This window comes from Exiguobacterium sp. SH3S3, assembly GCF_004337115.1.
Lineage (GTDB): Bacteria > Bacillota > Bacilli > Exiguobacteriales > Exiguobacteriaceae > Exiguobacterium > Exiguobacterium aurantiacum_A.
In genome coordinates, this window is record NZ_SJUU01000002.1 from 264,158 (window position 1) to 282,338 (window position 18,181).

Below are 18,181 nucleotides of genomic sequence, written 5' to 3' on the forward strand. Positions count from 1 at the left end.
TTTCAAAAATAACACACCTTACTGTTGTTCGAGTTCGTCCACGAACCGTTTTAACAGCTCATGGACGTTGGCTTTTAAATTTGGGTCGCGAAGCGCGTAGGCAATCGTCGCTTCGATGAAGCCGATCGGTTCCCCGACGTCATAACGACGGCCGTCAAATTCGTAGGCGAACACCGTCTGCGCCTCATTCAAGCGCGCGATGGCGTCCGTCAATTGAATCTCGCCTCCGGTACCGATTTCTTGGACCGATAACGCCTCAAAGACGTCAGGCGTCAAAATGTAGCGGCCGAGGATGGCGAGGTTCGAGGGCGCCTCTCCGGCGGGCGGTTTCTCAACGAACGTCCGCACCGGGATGAGCTTCCCTTCGACGGCAAGCGGGTCAATTATACCATATCGATTCGTCATTTCATACGGGACACGTTGGACCCCAATGATCGAGCGTTCATGAACCTCGTACTGCTCGATGAGCTGGCGTGTCGCCGGCACTTCCGCCTCGATGATATCATCGCCCAAAAGGACGGCGAACGGTTCGTCGCCAATGAACTTGCGGGCACACCAAATCGCGTGGCCGAGTCCTTTCGGCTCCTGTTGGCGTATGTAGTGGATGTTGGCGAGGTTCGACGAGTGGCGGACCGATTCGAGCAGCTCCGTCTTCCCTTTCGACTCGAGGTTTTGTTCGAGCTCGATGGCCCGGTCAAAATGGTCCTCGATGGCACGTTTGTTCTTCCCGGTCACGATGATGATGTCCTCGATCCCTGAGGCGACCGCCTCCTCGACGATGAACTGGATCGTCGGCTTGTTGACGATCGGGAGCATCTCTTTTGGCATCGCCTTCGTCGCCGGCAAGAAGCGCGTGCCGAGACCAGCGGCTGGGATGATGGCTTTGCGTACACGTTTCATGGACCTATCCCCTTTTATCATTATGTAGATGATTATACCCAAAAATCCGACTTTCACGCACGCTCAAAACGGCCGTGACACATGTCACGACCATTTTCAATCGTCCATACGTGTGTACAAGCCACCCGGCGCCGCCGCTGTTGTCTGCAGGCAATCTAGCAGTGCCGCTCGGACGGTGTCACTTGGAACATAAATTCGTCTCGTTGTTACTCGCATCCAACGCTTAAATAACCGGTCCGAGTTGACGTCAACGGAATCAGACGGTGGGCGACTCCTTGGGGAGAGTGATGCAAGGATGACCCCGTAAAGCGCGAAGGCGCTGCGGAGGCATCCGCATCACCCCAGGAAAGCGTCCCACCGTCGGATGAAGTGTCGACAACAAAAAACAGGCCCGCCATAAGGCGGACCTGAAACAATCAATCAATTATTTTTTGAGGTTGTAGAACGACTTGATACCGTCGTATTTCGCTACATCGCCGAGCATGTCTTCGATGCGGAGAAGTTGGTTGTACTTCGCGATACGGTCTGTACGCGAGAGTGAACCAGTTTTGATTTGGCCAGCGTTTGTCGCAACTGCGATATCAGCGATTGTCGCATCTTCTGTTTCACCAGAACGGTGCGAGATAACTGCTGTGTAGCCAGCTTTTTTAGCCATTTCGATCGCGTCGAATGTTTCTGTGAGCGTACCGATTTGGTTAACTTTGATGAGGATCGAGTTCGAGATGCCTTTTTCGATACCTTCAGCAAGTTTCTCAGTGTTCGTTACGAAGAGGTCATCCCCAACGAGCTGAACTTTGTGACCGATTTTGTCAGTGAGCAATTTGAAGCCGTCCCAGTCGTTTTCGTCGCAACCGTCTTCGATTGAGATGATTGGGTACTTGTCAACGAGCTCAGCGTAGAAGTCTACGAGCTCAGCAGTTGTCATTGACTTGCCTTCGCCAGCGAGTTCGTACTTGCCAGTCGACTTGTCGTAGAACTCAGACGATGCAACGTCCATTGCGAGGTAGATGTCTTCGCCAGCTTTGTAACCAGCTTTTTCGATTGCTTCAAGGATAACTGTGATCGCTTCTTCGTTCGACTTAAGGTTTGGTGCGAAACCACCTTCGTCACCGACAGCTGTGTTAAGACCCATACCAGAAAGAACTGATTTGAGGGCGTGGAATACTTCTGCACCCATGCGGAGCGCTTCGCGGAACGTTGGCGCGCCTACAGGCATGATCATGAACTCTTGGAAGTCAACGTTGTTGTCAGCGTGCGAACCACCGTTGATGATGTTCATCATTGGAGTTGGAAGCGTCTTCGCGTTGAATCCACCGAGGTACGTGTAAAGTGGAAGGCCGAGCTCGTCTGCTGCTGCGTGTGCTGCTGCCATTGAGACACCGAGGATCGCGTTTGCGCCGAGTTTACCTTTGTTTTTCGTACCGTCGAGCTCGATCATTTTCGCATCGAGTGCGTTTTGGTCGAAGACATCGTAGCCGATGAGTTCAGGTGCGATTGTGTCGTTTACGTTAGCAACGGCTTTGAGTACGCCTTTACCAAGGTAACGTGACTTGTCGCCATCGCGAAGCTCTACTGCTTCGTGCTCACCAGTTGATGCGCCTGATGGGACGAGGGCACGACCGAAGCCGCCGTCTTCTGTGAATACTTCTACTTCGATTGTTGGGTTACCGCGTGAATCCAAAATTTCGCGTGCGTAAATTTCTGTGATCATTGACATAAAAATCGCTCCTTTTTGTTTGGAAAATGTAGTTTACTTCTTAACGATTGACGTACCGGTCATTTCAGCCGGTTGCTCTCCTCCGAGGAGGTGTAAGAGCGTCGGCGCGAGGTCGCAAAGCGAACCTTTCATAACTGGTTTCAGTTCAACGCCTGGCTTCGTGACGATACACGGTACAGGTTCTGTCGTATGGGCCGTCATCGGTGAGCCGTCCGGGTTCGTGACGAGGTCAGCGTTCCCGTGGTCCGCCGTGATGATCGCCGCGCCGCCTTTGGCGAGTAGTGCGTCCACTACTTTACCGAGGCATTCGTCGACGACTTCGACCGCTTTTTTCGTCGGTTCAAGCATACCGGAATGGCCGACCATGTCCGGGTTCGCGTAGTTGATGATATATGCGTCGTACGTGTCTGATTCGATGCGCTCGAGAAGACCTTCTGTGAGCTCGTATGCGCTCATTTCCGGTTTCAAGTCGTACGTCGCTACTTTCGGCGACGGGACGAGGAAGCGATCTTCACCTTCGAACGGTGTTTCTTGTTGTCCGTTCAAGAAGAACGTGACGTGCGGGTATTTCTCAGTTTCCGCGGCGCGGAGCTGTTTGTACCCTTGCGCGGCGAGCGTTTCGCCGAGCGTGTTTTTCAAATCTTCCGGCGGGAAGACGATATCCGTATCGATCTCATCCGAGAATTTCGTCATCGAGACGAGCAAGACGTTCTCCGGATGCGCGCTCGAGAGCTCGAACCCTTTGAAGCCTGTCTTCTCTTTGAACACTTTCGCGAGTTCGATCGCCCGGTCCGGACGGAAGTTGAAGAACATGATCGCGTCGTTGTCTTTGATCGTCGCGACCGGTTGACCGTCTTTCTCGATGACCGTCGGCAAGACGAACTCATCTGTCAAACCGTCTGCGTACGACTTGTTGAGCACGTCGACCGCATTCGTTCCGACTTCGCCTTTCGCGTTGACGAGGACGTCGTAAACTTTTACGACGCGTTCCCAACGGTTGTCGCGGTCCATTGCATAGTAACGTCCAGACACGCTAGCGACTTGACCGACACCGAGTTCAGCGAGCTTCGCTTCCGTCTGTTCGAGGAAGCTTGCACCTGATTTCGGATCACAGTCACGGCCGTCCGTGAAAGCGTGAATGAATACTTTTTCAATGCCGTGGAGTTTCGCGAACTCGACGATGGCGAACATGTGCTGGATGTGGGAATGGATCCCACCGTCTGAGACGAGCCCCATGATGTGGAGGCTTGAATCATACTTCTTCACATGTCCCGCCAAATGGTTCATCGCTTGACGGTCGAAGAGCGACCGGTCTTTGATGGCGTTGTTGACGCGTGAAAGTGACTGATAGACGACCCGGCCGGCACCGATGTTCAAGTGACCGACTTCCGAGTTGCCCATCTGACCTTCCGGGAGACCGACGTACTCACCTTGCGCATTTAACAGCGTGTGTGGATACGTCTCCCAGTAACGGTCGAAGTTCGGTTTGTTCGCCGCAGCGACCGCGTTACCGAACGTTTCGTTCCGCATACCGAAACCATCTAAGATGATAAGGGCGACAGGTCTTGCCATTTAAATCGCCTCCAACAACTTGAGGAACGAAGCAGCTTCGAGTGAAGCACCGCCGACGAGTGCGCCGTCGATGTCTTCTTGAGCCATATACTCCTTGATGTTCTCAGGTTTGACTGAACCGCCGTATTGGATGCGAACCGCAGCCGCCACGTCTTCACCGTAAAGGCCTTTTACAACGTCGCGAACGTATTTGCATGAGCTTTGCGCGTCTGCTTCGTCCGCTGATTTGCCAGTACCGATTGCCCAAACTGGCTCGTACGCGATGACGAGTTGTTTGACTTGGTCAGCTGAAAGATCGGCGAGGCCACCTTCGACTTGCGTCTTGATGACTTCTTCGAACTTGCCGCCTTCGCGCTCGTCAAGTGTTTCACCGACACAAACGATTGGCGTAAGACCGTGTTCGAACGCTTTTTTCGTTTTGCTGTTGATGAACGCATCTGACTCGCCGAAGTATTCACGGCGCTCCGAGTGTCCAAGGATGACGTAAGTGACGCCGAGGTTGGCGATCATCGCCGGGCTCGTTTCACCTGTGTATGCCCCGCTGTCTTTGTCGTACATGTTTTGCGCACTAAGCTTTAAGTTCGATCCTTTAGCCGCTTCTACCATTGGGGCTAAGAATACTGCTGGTGCACCAATCGCCGCGTCAACTTTGTCCGTTGACGGGATATTGTTTTTAACTTCCTCTACGAAAGCGACCGCTTCCGAGAGAGTTTTATTCATTTTCCAGTTACCTGCAATAATCGGTTTACGCATCGATAATCCTCCTCAGTTTTACTTGTCGTTCAACGCTTCGACGCCTGGAAGTTTCTTGCCTTCCATGAATTCGAGTGAAGCGCCGCCACCAGTTGAGATGTGACTCATCTTGTCAGCAAGGCCGAACTTGGCTGCTGCCGCGGCTGAGTCGCCACCACCGATGATTGAATACGCGTCGCTGTCTGCGAGTGCTTGAGCGACACCTTTCGTTCCGTTAGCGTATTTATCGAGTTCGAATACGCCCATCGGTCCGTTCCAAACGACAAGTTTCGATTCGCGAATCGCTTCCGCGTAAATTTCGACCGTCTTCGGTCCGATGTCGAGACCCATGTGATCCGCAGGGATCGAGTCGATATCGACTGGTCCGACGTATGTTTCTTCGCCGAATTCTTTCGCAATCACAGCGTCGACCGGCAACAAGAACTTCACGCCTTTGTCTTCTGCTTTTTTCATGAACTCACGAGCGAGGTCGAGCTTGTCTTCTTCAAGGAGTGACGTTCCGACTTCGTTCCCGAGTGCTTTCGAGAACGTGTACGAGAGTCCGCCACCGATAATGAGCGTGTCAACGATGTCGAGAAGGTGGTCGATGACCCCGATCTTGTCAGCAACTTTCGAACCGCCGATGATAGCCGTGAACGGGCGATCCGGGTTCGAGAGCGCTTTGCCGAGCACTTCAAGTTCTTTCTCCATCAATAAACCAGCAACCGCCGTGTCGACGTTTTGCGCGATCCCTTCCGTCGAGGCATGGGCACGGTGAGCCGCACCGAACGCGTCGTTGACGAAGACGTCAGCGAGCGCCGCAAAGCCTTTAGCGAGTTCTGGATCATTTTTCGTTTCACCAGGGTAGAAACGGACGTTTTCGAGAACGACGACGTCACCTTCACCAAGTTTTGAAACGGCTTCTTCTGCAACTGGACCGTACGCCTCTTCAGCGAGCGGGACGTCTTTGCCGAGAAGTTCACCTAGACGTTTTGCAACCGGTGCGAGCGAGTATTTTTCGTTCTTCTCGCCGCCTGGACGGCCGAGGTGGCTCGCCAAAATGACTTTCGCGCCGCCGTCGATCAAATGCTTGATCGTCGGAATAGCTGCTTGGATCCGCGTCTCGTCTTGAATGACGCCATCTTTAGTTGGAACGTTGAAGTCAACGCGGCAAAAGACGCGCTTCCCTTTTACATCGATGTCACGAATAGACTTTTTGTTCATAAACTTCGCCTCCATATGTCGTGCGTTTAAATTTCATAAATAGAGCGGAGAACAATCTCTTGTTTCCGCTCCTATTTGGTTCTATTTAGTTCACGAACTTACTTCGCGATTTCAGCAAAGTGCTTGAGTGTGCGAACCAATTGTGCAGTGTATGACATTTCGTTGTCGTACCATGCAACTGTTTTAACGAGTTGCTTGTCGCCGACTGTCATGACTTTCGTTTGTGTCGCATCGAAGAGTGAACCGTAAGTGATTCCGACGACGTCAGAAGATACGATTTGGTCTTCAGTGTAACCGAATGACTCGTTCGCTGCTTTTTTCATTGCTGCGTTGATTTCGTCAACAGAAACTGTTTTCTCGAGAACTGTTACGAGCTCAGTCAATGAACCAGTTGCGACTGGTACACGTTGTGCTGCGCCGTCAAGTTTACCTTGAAGTTCTGGGATAACAAGGCCGATCGCTTTAGCCGCACCAGTTGTGTTCGGTACGATGTTCGCTGCTGCCGCACGTGCACGACGGAAGTCACCTTTAGGGTGTGGAGCGTCGAGTGTGTTTTGGTCGCCAGTGTAAGCGTGGATTGTTGTCATGAGACCTTCGATGATTCCGAACTGATCTTGGAGAACTTTCGCCATTGGCGCCAAGCAGTTTGTTGTACAAGAAGCACCAGAGATTACTGTCTCAGAACCGTCAAGGATTTCGTGGTTCGTGTTGTAAACAACTGTTTTCATGTCACCTGTAGCCGGAGCCGAGATCACAACTTTTTTCGCGCCAGCTTTCAAATGAAGCTCCGCTTTTTCTTTGTCTGTGAAGAATCCAGTACATTCGAGAACGATGTCAACACCGAGCTCGCCCCATGGAAGTTCTTCTGGGTTGCGGTTAGCAAGTGTAACGACTTTCTCGCCGTTTACGAGGAAGTGACCGTCGTGTACTTCAACTTCTCCGTCGAAACGACCTTGTGTCGTGTCATATTTGAGAAGGTGAGCAAGCATCTTCGTGTCAGTCAAGTCGTTGATTGCAACAACCTCGACGCCTTCACTCTTCAAGATCTCGCGGAATGCCAAGCGACCAATACGTCCAAAACCGTTAATACCAACTTTTACTGTCATAGTTAATTTCCTCCTTAGGGTAGAAGCTATTTATTAGAAGAGCCAACGGGGGTCAACTCTTTAATAACGAGTTAATAATTCTGTGGCCGCACCTTCGTCTGTGACGAGGATGATGTTCGGCCTATGTTTCGCATATGCGGCAATCGCTTGTGCCTTTGACTTTCCTCCGGCGACGGCGATGACGGTGTCCATGTCGTCGAGCTCCTCTAATTGGATGCCGACCGTCTTGACCCGATGAACGATTTCGCCTTCTGCGTTGAAATAATATCCGAACGCTTCGGCGACGGCTTCGTGCCGTTCGATCATCCGCAAATGCTCCGGTGTGGCGTGACGACGTTTTGCCATCGTTTCGGCCTCACCAATTCCATGTACCACTATTCGAGCCGCTCTAATCATTTCCAGCACATTTTTTATGCTTGGTTCCTCCACCATCCGTTCAAACGTCTTTTGTGAAACCTCATCCGGAATGTGGAGTAAATGATAGTCGGCGTGGGCCCGGTCCGCCATTCGAGAACAGACGGTGTTCGCCTGTAACTCGAGCGTTTCGCCGAGTCCGCCGCGTGCCGGCACGAAATGCATCGGTCGTTCTTTTTTATCGGGCGACATCATTGCCGCAACCGATGCCATCGTCGTCCCGCCTGTGACCGCGATGATATTGTCGTCAGGTGCCAGTCGCGCTTTTAGTTGCGTGACGGCGGCCCGACCGATATCTCGCTGGACCCAGAACGTCTCGTCCGAATCTCCCGGTACGATGACGACTTGGCGAACGCCTAGTTTTTGCTCGAGAACTCGTGCGATTTGTGAAATCCCTAGGATTTCTCCCATGACCTCGTGCAAGTCTCTGAGAACGTTTCGGCCCGATTCTGTAAGTGAGATCCCTTGGGTCGCGACTGTGAGAAGACCTTGGTCTTTCAAAAAGTCGACTTCTCGTCTTAAGATTCGTTCCGTCAGCCCGAGGCTAGTGGCCAACGTCCGGCGGCCGATTGGCTGCATGAGCCGGACATAATGTAAGATGTCATAACGATGTCGGAGCGTGTCGAGCAGGTCAGGGACGATTTGCTTCTGAACTTGAATCAGTTGCTGGATCATGCTCATTCCCCCTCGACTTAAAGTGTGGACAAAAATTGTCCCACTTTTATTTTTACGTCCCACCGCTACGAGTTCATCTTACCAATCACCTTACCGTCTGGCAACCCCTTCAAACGTTTTTTTTCGATGTAAGCGTATACTTAACAAATTCTTCAACTTTCTCGTCATCGTATCGCCCTTGACTAATAAGGGTTCCTTCATGTACAACGACGGGAATCTCAAATAAATATTTTTCTTCAAGCAACGCGTCGCCCGTGATGTCGATTTGCTCGAGCTCGAACGGATAATCTTCCTGTAGCCATTCGAGCATGACGAGCGCCTCCTCACAGAGCGAGCAGTTCTCCCGGCGATATAACGTCAGTACCATGTCACGTCTCCCCTTTCCATAACTGTCGTTCCCGCTCCCGCGAGTTGCCAAAACCTAGCGCCTCACGATAATTCGCGACCGTCCGCCGCGTCACGGTGTAGCCGATCCGGGCCAGCTCATCGGTGAGCGCCTGGTCGCTCAAAGGCGCCGTCTCTTGTTGGATCAGCTCGGCGAGCGCCCGTTTAATCATGAACGGGGCTTGGCCGTGGTACGTGGCGCGGACGAAGAAGTGACGCCACTCCATCACGCCGCAAGCGGTCTTGGCGTACTTGCCTTGAATCGCGCGGCCGACCGTCGACTCATGCTTGCCGATCTCGATGGCGACTTCTTTTCGTGTGAGCGGATGCAGGACGAGTTGGCCGCGGAGCCAGTCCGCCTGGCGTCGCTCGATGACGGCCCACACAGAGCGGAGCGTCTCTGCGCGCATCGCGAGCGTCTCTTGCCACCACTTCGCCTCCCGGTCCGAACCGACGTCCAAGTCAATCACCGGGCTGAACCACGTCGTGATGAGTTCCCCGTCTTGAACGACGACCTCGAGTTCGGGCAGAATATGCTCGGTTTCTTCATATAATATCGGTGTCCTCGGGAGCGTGGCGACGATTCGGCTGATTCGCTCGTATTCGTCGGTCGTCATCCCGAGCCTGTCCGCTACATGCTCGACCTTTGCGTCAAGCGCCTCGAACACGTCGAGCACGTGTGGATCGTCATGCTCGATCGCGTGACGGTATTGGCAGTCATGTTCTGAAGCCGCACCGATCCCGGTCGGCTCTAAAAATAACAGTGCGCGCCGGGCCAGATCGACGTCCGTCATCTCAACACCGAATCGCTTCGCGAGGACGGCATCGGTCTCCGACAGTAGCCCGCGATGGTCGAGCGCCATGACGAGTTGTTTTTGAAGCTGCTTTTGGGCCCCGGTCCCGCTTCCTTCGTCAATCTGTTCAAATAGCCGTGCTTCAAAACCGCCCGCCGCCTCCGCAATCCATTCGACTGTACCGCCCGTTGTGACGTGCGCGTTTCGTTTAGCCAACCGGGCGAGCTGCCACTCGAGCGCGACCCGGTCCGCCTCAAGAACCGGCAGACGCCGGACCATGTCTTGTGTCAGCTGAAGCTTCTGCAGTTGTTGCTGTTCTTGCCGTTGCATCGGTCACACCCCTCTCACTTCTAATTGTAACGAATGGTCGCCAAACGCGCTTGCAAAAAAAGACATAACAACAGGATTGCTTTTTCAAAAAAACAATTGTATAATAAATCGTGTCAGAGAACATGCACCCGTAGCTCAGGGGATAGAGCACTGGTTTCCGGTGCCAGGTGTCGGGAGTTCAAATCTCTCCGGGTGTATCTACTTATTAAGACGAAGGCAATTTGCCTTCGTCTTTTTTTGTTTTATTACCAATAAAAATCCATCGTATATCATTAATTACTATATGTAGTATATTTAAAGAAATAAATGTGATTGAGGTGTACATGATGGCTTTATCTGTTCCTGAAACAATTCGTACTTCTGCAACGTCAGGAGAGCGCTTAGTGTTTCGTACGTTAAAGCACTATCTTCCTGATGACTATATTGTCTATTTCGAGCCTAGCATTCTTGGCCGACGACCTGACTTCGTAATCATTGGACCGGACTTAGGGCTATTAGTGCTAGAAGTGAAAGACTACACTCGTAATACATTATTTCAATTAACAAACGATGAATGGATCATCACACCTACAGACGGCAAACAGCAAAAAATAAAAAGTCCTTTCGTTCAAGCACGAGAAAATATGTTTCATATCGTTGATGTTCTTAAACGTGATCAAAATTTGATACAAGCAGAAGGGAAATACACATCATCTTTAAAATTCCCTTACGGTTCTGGGGTAGTGTTCACCAGGCTAAATCAAGATGAATGTATACGTCATGGACTTTATAATGTCATTGACCCTTCATTCTCTTTTACACGTGACGAAATAAATCCTGATGACGATGATTTTTCAGAGACTGTGCTGATCGAAAAAATATTAAATATGTTTACCGTCCCCTATCGACTGCGGACCCCTCTCACCCATGATGATATTGACGCTATTCGATATCACTTGTTCCCCGAAGTAAGAATTAGTGCCGAGTTCAAAAAACCCGCACAATATCAAGACCAGTTGCTACTTTCCCTTCACAATATTCGTGCCATGGATTTACATCAAGAAAACTTGGCGAAACAGTTGGGGGATCAAAATAGGCTAATTCGTGGTGTTGCCGGAAGTGGGAAGACGTTGATTCTGGCGAGTCGTGCTAAGTTACTATCGAGACAACATCCCGACTGGAACATCTTAATCCTTTGTTACAATATTTCACTTGCACGTTTCATTGAACAGATGGTCAATCAAATGATGCTCGAACCGGACGATCTATTCGACTTCGATCCTGAAAAAAGAAGAGATCACCATGTTCAAATACGTAACTTCCACGCATGGCTCAAACATGATTTAAAGTTTTCAGAGCAGTCGTTACCACACGTGATTGAAAAACTTCGAAAAAATGAAACGATTTTGCCAATGTACGACGCAATTTTGATTGATGAAGGTCAGGATTTCGAACCCGAATGGCTAGAGCTCGCGAGTGAGCTTCTTAATCCAGAAACAAAATCACTCCTCCTTGTCGAAGATCGCGCGCAATCCATTTACAAACGTAAACGAAGCTATGCACAAGACACAGGTCTGGATTTCCGAGGACGATCTAAAATATTAAGTATCAATTACCGCAATACGGCCCAAATCGTAAAGTTCGCTTGGGATTTTTACCAATCGCAATCAAAATTAAAAAATAAAGTAGTTTCTAAAGAATTAGACGGTGAAATAATCGCACCTCAGAGCACAAGACGACGTGGAGTAGAGCCTGCCATCGTTAAATGCGATAATTTTTTCATAGAAGCAGATATTGTTGCCCGTCAAATTAAAAAGTTACACGTTGAAAAACAAATCCCTTACTCGGAAATGATAATCTTATATCGAGTTCAGAAACTATCGACCATGTATTATGTGGATGTGCTGAGCAGGGCTTTAAATAAACAACAAATCGGGTATTACTGGATAACTGAAAACAGTGAATCTAAACGAAACTTCTCAAAAGATGATCAACTAGTAAAAATTAGCACGATCGATAGTAGTAAAGGGTTAGATTTTCAAGCCGTGTTCATTGTAAATGTTGACAATATGCCTTTCAAATATGAAAGTGATGTCGAACGAGAAGTGGCATTGCTTTACATCGGAATGACTCGCGCCAAAGAATTTTTATTTTTGTCTTACTCTGGGCAATCCGCTTTTACGCAATACCTCGAGTCTCTCAAAACTGAAGTGAAGTCTAGGTTACTGAGGAAAGATAGCTAAGTCATACTTAAAAGTTTTATTGCTGTTTAATCGTGGAATATAGGCTAGAAAGCTTAACCGTTTGACCAACATTGACTATAGCGGTTATGATAGGTTTACACGATACATACAAGGAGGCAAATTCAATGTTAATTCCAACAGTTATCGAACAAACAGGTCGCGGGGAACGCGCGTACGACATTTACTCACGCTTGCTTAAAGACCGGATCATCCTTCTCGGAAGCGCGATCGACGACAACGTCGCCAACTCGATCGTCGCCCAGCTTCTTTTCCTTGCAGCTGAGGACCCAGATAAGGACATCTCACTCTACATCAACAGCCCGGGTGGCTCGATCACTTCCGGAATGGCGATCTACGACACGATGAACTTCATCAAGCCGAACGTATCGACAATCTGTATCGGAATGGCCGCATCGATGGGTGCCTTCTTGCTCCAAGCCGGTGAAAAAGGTAAACGCTTCGCGCTTCCAAACGCGGAGATCATGATTCACCAACCGCTCGGCGGAACACAAGGTCAAGCGTCGGACATTAAAATCCACGCTGAACGGATCATCAAGATGCGTGAGAAGTTGAACCAAATCATGTCCGACAACACAGGACAGCCGCTTGAAGTCATCGAGCGCGACACAGAGCGCGACTACTTCATGTCAGCTGATGAGGCGAGCAACTACGGTCTCATCGATAAAGTCATGACACGTTAACACGTAAACCCATTCTCAGCGGAGAATGGGTTTTTTATTTACTCTTCGACCTTGACGCCGAACACGTAACGGCTGTCGCCTTGTGCCCAGTCCCCGCCCGTCTCGAACAAATAGACGCCCGGTTCATCGGGAACGACTTGCTCGGACGGGACGAGTTCCCCGTCGACAATCTGATTGAATGAAAAGTTCGACGGCTCGGCGTGGAACGTCACGTCGATCTCAGCACCCGGTTTGACCGGGACGAGCTGCAGGTCGTCCGCTCCCGGTAACCCATGGTCTTCACATACCCCTTGTCCCTGATCGGACCAACAGAACGTCGACTGTCTCACTTCGGCGGTCACTGAACCGACCCGGACCGTCGGCAGTGGCGGGCGCAGCGACGATTCTGCTTTCCAAAGGGATATCGCGAGCAATCCTCCCCCGACTACCAGTAACCCGATCACCCACACCCATCGCCCTTTTCGCTTCAACACGCTCATCTCCTTTCCCTGTCTATTCCCCACTCCACAAAAAAAAGACCCACTTTCGTGAGTCTTCCGTTCATTTCGGGCGTCGGAGCCCTTTCAACATATATCCACCTTTAAAATCGACCGGGTCGAACGCGACGAGAAACGCCTTCGGTTCATACTCCTCGACCATTTGGCGCAATTCTTTCATCCGCGTCCGAGCCGCCAAGACATCAAGACGATAACGCGTTCCATCACGGCCTTGACCTTGATAGTGCGTCACACCGTAACCGCTGTCGCGCATCTTTTGAATGAGCTCAGCCGGAAACTCTTGCGTGTGGACTTGGATCATGTTGTAGCCGATCGCAAGTTTCCGCTCGACGAAACCGCCGAGAAGAATACCGAGCCCGAACCCGACCGCATACACGATCATCCCGAGCGTCGTCAAATCTTGAAAGACGATACCGAGCGCGAAGATGTAGATGAGCGTCTCGAGCGTCCCGAACATGGCCGCAATCACCGTTTTCCCTTTGACGAGCATGATCGTCCGAAGCGTGAGCACCGGTACAAATAGTAATTGTAATAATAAAATGAGCAAGAGTTGGCTCGCTTGTCCCATAGGATCGACCTCCATTCCAATTCAGTAACTCCACTATTCCAAATTTCCGTGACGGATGCAACCAAAAAAGGCTGACCGCGGTCAGCCCTTTTCTCATTTACTTAAATTATCAACGCTCGTGAGCAGTTCATAGTCTTTACGGATGACTTGGTAAATCGCGTTCGTATCGCCTGACAACATCTCTTCAGCACGCAACTGGTTGAGGAAGAGGCTTGTCGCGAATGTCACGAGCGCACTTTTCGGAATCCCGATTTCTTTGGCCCGGTCCGTGATGACCCGGTCTAGCTCAGCGTCAATCGTGAGCGAGAGTCTTTTCTTTGCATTCGACATAATGTTGAAGCTCCTTTAGTTTACATTTCAAATTCCTATACACAATTGCTAATTATATAGGAAGAATGCTTTTGGCGCAACCGGTGTCAAGATGACCCGATTTCTTCGCCGCTGCGAACTTTCTCCGCAATCTGGTCGATTTTGCGAAGCCGGTGGTTGATGCCCGACTTTGAGATCGGTCCCGTCTCGAGCATTTCCCCGAGTTCTTGGAGCGACACGTCTTGATGGGTGACCCGAAGCTCGGCGATCTCGCGGAGCTTGACCGGTAAAATTTCAAGCCCGACCGTCCGTTCGAGATACTTGATATTCTCGACTTGCCGGAGCGCCGCCCCGACCGTCTTGTTCAAGTTTGCCGTCTCACAGTTGACGAGCCGGTTGACCGAGTTGCGCATGTCTTTGATGATGCGGGCGTCCTCGAAATCGAGCATGCCGCGCGTCGCCCCGATCAGTTTAAGGAAGTCGGAGATCTTCTCGCTCTCTTTGATGTAGAGGATATGCCCTTTTTTCCGCTCGAGCGTCTTCGCGTTCAAGCCGAAACGGTTGGCGAGGTCACGGAGCGCCTGGTTATGGTTCTCATACAGACTGTACACCTCTAGATGGTAAGACGACGTCTTCGGATGGTTGATCGATCCCCCGGCGAGGAACGCACCACGCAAGTAAGCGCGGGCCAGGTTCTGGTTGCGCGTCATATCCGAGTTGAGTGTCCGGATCATCTCATAGTTCTCCCCGAGGATCTCGAGGTCACGGAGCATCGTCTCGGCGCGTTGCGAGACACGGACGATGTAGACATTGTTCTTCTTCAACCGCATTTTCTTCCGGACGAACAGATCCAAGTGATGGTCGTACAGACGTTTCATGAGGGAGTAGATGCGGCGCGCGATCGCGGCGTTCTCGGTCGAGACGTCAAGCGTCATCCCCCGTCCTAAAGCGAGCGAGATGACACCGTTCATGCGGACGAGCGCGGACAATTCCGCTTTCGCCTCGGCATCGGTGACGTCGAGTTGCGTCAGTTCTTTTTTCACTTCTGAGGCAAAGCTCATCTCGGTCCCCTCCTTTCCATTCCTGCTATTTCAGTTCAAGCTCCTGGTACGAGCGTGGTTTCTTGATCCGCAGCACGCGTTGCATGACGAGTCCGGCAATCGCGTCCGAATCGTGACGGATATAGTCCCGGTTATAGTCGACGATGTCCCCGGCGAGCACGTTCGTGCCATAGTTGCGGAGCTTCTTCCGATCGAACCGGACTTCTTCCGATCCGTCTTCGAGGTAGCGCTCTAAATAAATATCTTCAATCGGTTCATTGTTGACGACGATCGTATCGACCGTCGACTTCCCGAGGTACGCCTCGACCGACTTCAAATGCCGCATCGCGTCGTAACCTTGCGTCTCACCCGGCTGCGTCATGACGTTACAAATATAGACGATCGGGACGCCGGCCCGGACGATGGCATCGCGCACTTCCGGGATCAACAAGTTCGGAATGATGCTCGTATACAGGCTTCCCGGACCAAGGACGATCACATCCGCCTGTTCAATCGCCTCGACGACGCCCGGTGCTGCTTTAATGCCTTCTTCAAGCAAGAACAGGCGCTTGATCGCTTTTCCGACGAGCGGAATCTTTGATTCGCCTTTGACGATCGTCCCGTCCTCAAATTCAGCGGCGAGCGTCATGAGCGTCTCCGTGACGGGCAAGACCTTCCCTTGGGCGTTCAACAGCTGCGACAACACGTCGATCGCCTTGACGAACGACCCTTCACAAATATGTGTCGCCGCCGTCAACATCAAGTTGCCGAGCGAATGACCCTCGAGCCCGTAGCCGCTGTCGAACCGATACTGTAAGATACGGTCCATGAGCGGCTCGACTTCCGATAACGCCAAGATGACGTTACGGATATCCCCGGGCGGTAGCATGTGGAACTCGTCGCGGAGCCGTCCCGAGCTGCCACCGTCATCCCCGACCGTGACGATCGCCGTGATCGCGAGCGGATAATGCTTGAGACCACGGACGAGCGTCGATAGACCCGTCCCGCCACCGATGGCGACAACTTTTCTCTCGCGTCTCATCTTACTTCTCCTTCGTCGCGTGGACGAGGTCACGATGGACGGTCTTGACGTTGTAGCGCTCGGCGAAATGGGCCGATACTTTTTCAGCGAACGTGATCGAGCGGTGTTTCCCGCCCGTACAACCGAAAGCGACGACGACTTGCGCTTTCCCTTCCCGCTTGTATTGCGGCAACAGGAACTCGAGCATATCGATCACTTTTTTATAGAACGCCCGCGCCTCAGGATGCGACATGACGTAGGTCTGGACTGCTTCCGTCTGACCGGTGAGCGGCCTTAGCTCCGGGATGTAGAACGGGTTCGTGATGAAGCGGACGTCGAACAATAAATCGATGTCGAGCGGTACGCCGTGCTTAAAGCCGAACGACATGAAGTTGACGGTGAACGGGATCCGCTCCTCGTTGAACTGGAGCAAGATCCGGTCTTTGAGCATTTGTGGCTTCAAGTCGCTCGTATCGTAGAGCGTGTGGGCCCGGTCACGGAACCCTTCGAGCAGCGAACGCTCCATCTTGATGCCGACGAGCGGTGCGTCTTCCGGGGCGAGCGGATGCGACCGGCGCGTCTCTTTATAACGACGGACGAGCACTTCGTCCCGTGTGTCGAGATAGAGCAGATGCGGGTGCACGTTCTTTTGTTCGAGATCATCGATGACGATGAACAGGCTATCGATGAAGTCCGGCGTGCGCGTGTCGATCGCGACCGCGATCTTCGGACGGACCGAACTGATGACATCAATCAGTTGCGGCAACAGTACCGGTGGCAAGTTATCGACGCAAAAATAGCCGAGGTCCTCAAAGCTATTCATCGCGACCGATTTCCCGGCCCCGCTCATCCCGCTGATGATGATCAATTCTTCTAATCCTTTAAAGTCTTCCATGTCGCTGACGCCCCCTTAAATTTGACAACCGAGCCGTGTGTTCGGCTCTCTTTTATCCTCAGTATAACGAACGCCCGAAAAAAAGAGAAGGGATTGCGGTTGCCCGCAATCCCTTCTGCCTTGGTCACGCGTTTTGTTCTTGTAATTTCTCGAGGAGACCCTCGATGAAATGTTGCGCGTTTTGAGCGGCGATCGACCCGTCGTTCGTCGCTGTGACAACTTGACGGAGCGTCTTGTCACGAACGTCTCCGGCGGCGAAAATCCCAGGGATCGTCGTCTCCATCGCTTCGTTCGTGACGATATAGCCTTGCTCGTTCAAGATGCCGAGGTCTTTGACGAATCCAGTGATCGGGTTCATGCCGATGTAGATGAACACGCCATCGATCTCATGCTCCGACTCCGTGCCGTCGATCGTGCTGACGAGACGGGCCCCGCCGACTTTCCCGTCTGCTTCCACGATCTCTTTCAACGTATGGTTCCAGATGAAGTCGACTTTCGGGTTGTCGAACGCACGTTTTTGCAGGATCTTCTGCGCCCGTAGCTCATCGCGACGGTGTACGATCGTCACTTTGTCCGCGAAGCGCGTCAAGAACACGCCTTCTTCGACAGCAGAGTCGCCGCCGCCGATGACGAACAAGTTTTTCCCTTTGAAGAACGCACCGTCACAGACCGCACAGTAGGATACACCGCGGCCGCCGAGCTCTTCTTCGCCCGGTACGCCGATTTTTTTATACTGCGCCCCTGAAGCAAGGATGATGGCGCGTGCCTTGTAGTCACGGTTATGGGCGTGGACGACTTTATATTCGGTTTCGTCCGAGATGCTTTGGACATCGCCATACGCGTATTCCGCACCGAACGCTTTCGAGTGGTCAAACATTTTTTGAGATAGGTCAGGACCGAGAATGCTGTCGTAACCTGGATAGTTTTCGATATCTTCCGTGTTCGCCATCTGCCCACCTGGGATGCCTCGTTCGATCATAAGTGTCGACAAATTGGCACGCGACGCGTAAAGTGCCGCCGTCATTCCGGCTGGACCGGCCCCGATGATAATGACGTCATAGATTTTTTCTTCTGTCATAG

18 protein-coding genes and 1 tRNA gene are annotated in these 18,181 nt (G+C 51.6%); 3 read left to right on the top strand and 16 right to left on the bottom strand.

Going from position 1 to position 18,181, the window contains the following annotated elements; all coding sequences use genetic code 11:
- Nucleotides 1-18: 18 nt before the first annotated feature.
- The 9 genes from galU to EVJ28_RS03065 all read right to left on the bottom strand — a co-directional run bounded on the left by galU (nt 19) and on the right by EVJ28_RS03065 (nt 9,848).
- Nucleotides 19-900: a UTP--glucose-1-phosphate uridylyltransferase GalU gene (galU, locus tag EVJ28_RS03025; RefSeq protein ID WP_131487975.1), complete on the bottom strand. Its 882-nt coding sequence runs from the start codon at nt 898-900 to the stop codon at nt 19-21.
- Between the two features lie 424 nt (nt 901-1,324).
- Nucleotides 1,325-2,617: a phosphopyruvate hydratase gene (gene eno, locus EVJ28_RS03030; RefSeq protein ID WP_131455853.1), complete on the bottom strand. Its 1,293-nt coding sequence runs from the start codon at nt 2,615-2,617 to the stop codon at nt 1,325-1,327.
- A gap of 33 nt (nt 2,618-2,650) precedes the next feature.
- Nucleotides 2,651-4,189 carry a 2,3-bisphosphoglycerate-independent phosphoglycerate mutase gene (gene gpmI / locus EVJ28_RS03035; RefSeq protein ID WP_070328704.1) on the bottom strand — a complete coding sequence of 513 codons (1,539 nt, stop codon included), beginning with the start codon at nt 4,187-4,189 and terminating at the stop codon, nt 2,651-2,653.
- The gene (gene tpiA, locus EVJ28_RS03040) at nt 4,190-4,942 is read right to left on the bottom strand and encodes a triose-phosphate isomerase (protein WP_070328703.1); all 753 of its coding nucleotides are present in this window, start codon (nt 4,940-4,942) and stop codon (nt 4,190-4,192) included.
- A gap of 18 nt (nt 4,943-4,960) precedes the next feature.
- The gene (locus tag EVJ28_RS03045; protein ID WP_070328702.1) at nt 4,961-6,145 is read right to left on the bottom strand and encodes a phosphoglycerate kinase; all 1,185 of its coding nucleotides are present in this window, start codon (nt 6,143-6,145) and stop codon (nt 4,961-4,963) included.
- 98 nt (nt 6,146-6,243) lie between these two features.
- Nucleotides 6,244-7,251, bottom strand: coding sequence for a type I glyceraldehyde-3-phosphate dehydrogenase (gap, locus tag EVJ28_RS03050; protein WP_131469815.1), 1,008 nt, complete (start codon nt 7,249-7,251; stop codon nt 6,244-6,246).
- Nucleotides 7,252-7,311: 60 nt separating this feature from the next.
- Nucleotides 7,312-8,337 carry a sugar-binding transcriptional regulator gene (locus EVJ28_RS03055; protein WP_201738329.1) on the bottom strand — a complete coding sequence of 342 codons (1,026 nt, stop codon included), beginning with the start codon at nt 8,335-8,337 and terminating at the stop codon, nt 7,312-7,314.
- 112 nt (nt 8,338-8,449) lie between these two features.
- Nucleotides 8,450-8,707: a glutaredoxin family protein gene (locus tag EVJ28_RS03060; protein ID WP_070328700.1), complete on the bottom strand. Its 258-nt coding sequence runs from the start codon at nt 8,705-8,707 to the stop codon at nt 8,450-8,452.
- A 1-nt stretch (nt 8,708) separates the two neighbouring features.
- Entirely contained in the window at nt 8,709-9,848 is a 1,140-nt protein-coding gene (locus EVJ28_RS03065) for an RNA polymerase factor sigma-54 (protein ID WP_131487977.1), read from the bottom strand.
- Nucleotides 9,849-9,972: 124 nt separating this feature from the next.
- Here EVJ28_RS03065 and EVJ28_RS03070 point away from each other — a divergent pair.
- The 3 genes from EVJ28_RS03070 (at nt 9,973) to clpP (ending at nt 12,771) form a co-directional block, all read left to right on the top strand.
- Nucleotides 9,973-10,045 (top strand) — tRNA-Arg (locus EVJ28_RS03070).
- Between the two features lie 129 nt (nt 10,046-10,174).
- A complete protein-coding gene (locus EVJ28_RS03075; protein WP_131469819.1) occupies nt 10,175-12,070 on the top strand; it encodes a 3'-5' exonuclease in 1,896 nt (631 codons plus the stop codon).
- 86 nt (nt 12,071-12,156) lie between these two features.
- Nucleotides 12,157-12,771 (top strand): ATP-dependent Clp endopeptidase proteolytic subunit ClpP, encoded by a 615-nt coding sequence (gene clpP / locus EVJ28_RS03080; protein WP_255417547.1) that lies wholly within the window; start codon nt 12,157-12,159, stop codon nt 12,769-12,771.
- 38 nt (nt 12,772-12,809) lie between these two features.
- On the opposite strand, the gene EVJ28_RS03085 is transcribed toward clpP, so the two are convergent.
- From EVJ28_RS03085 to trxB, 7 genes are all read right to left on the bottom strand, one after another.
- The gene (locus EVJ28_RS03085; RefSeq protein WP_131455839.1) at nt 12,810-13,250 is read right to left on the bottom strand and encodes a hypothetical protein; all 441 of its coding nucleotides are present in this window, start codon (nt 13,248-13,250) and stop codon (nt 12,810-12,812) included.
- 61 nt (nt 13,251-13,311) lie between these two features.
- Nucleotides 13,312-13,836 (bottom strand): DUF2179 domain-containing protein, encoded by a 525-nt coding sequence (locus EVJ28_RS03090; protein ID WP_236634017.1) that lies wholly within the window; start codon nt 13,834-13,836, stop codon nt 13,312-13,314.
- A 93-nt stretch (nt 13,837-13,929) separates the two neighbouring features.
- Nucleotides 13,930-14,166, bottom strand: a complete 237-nt coding sequence (locus tag EVJ28_RS03095) for a hypothetical protein (RefSeq protein ID WP_016508644.1) — start codon at nt 14,164-14,166, stop codon at nt 13,930-13,932.
- Nucleotides 14,167-14,252: 86 nt separating this feature from the next.
- Complete coding sequence (gene whiA / locus EVJ28_RS03100; RefSeq protein ID WP_131455835.1) at nt 14,253-15,206, bottom strand: DNA-binding protein WhiA; 954 nt, start codon at nt 15,204-15,206, stop codon at nt 14,253-14,255.
- A gap of 25 nt (nt 15,207-15,231) precedes the next feature.
- Nucleotides 15,232-16,227 carry a gluconeogenesis factor YvcK family protein gene (locus tag EVJ28_RS03105; RefSeq protein ID WP_131455833.1) on the bottom strand — a complete coding sequence of 332 codons (996 nt, stop codon included), beginning with the start codon at nt 16,225-16,227 and terminating at the stop codon, nt 15,232-15,234.
- Between the two features lies 1 nt (nt 16,228).
- On the bottom strand, nt 16,229-17,101 hold the full coding sequence (gene rapZ / locus EVJ28_RS03110) for an RNase adapter RapZ (RefSeq protein WP_131455831.1): 873 nt from the start codon (nt 17,099-17,101) through the stop codon (nt 16,229-16,231).
- Nucleotides 17,102-17,225: 124 nt separating this feature from the next.
- The gene (gene trxB, locus EVJ28_RS03115; RefSeq protein WP_070328693.1) at nt 17,226-18,179 is read right to left on the bottom strand and encodes a thioredoxin-disulfide reductase; all 954 of its coding nucleotides are present in this window, start codon (nt 18,177-18,179) and stop codon (nt 17,226-17,228) included.
- Nucleotides 18,180-18,181 lie beyond the last annotated feature (2 nt).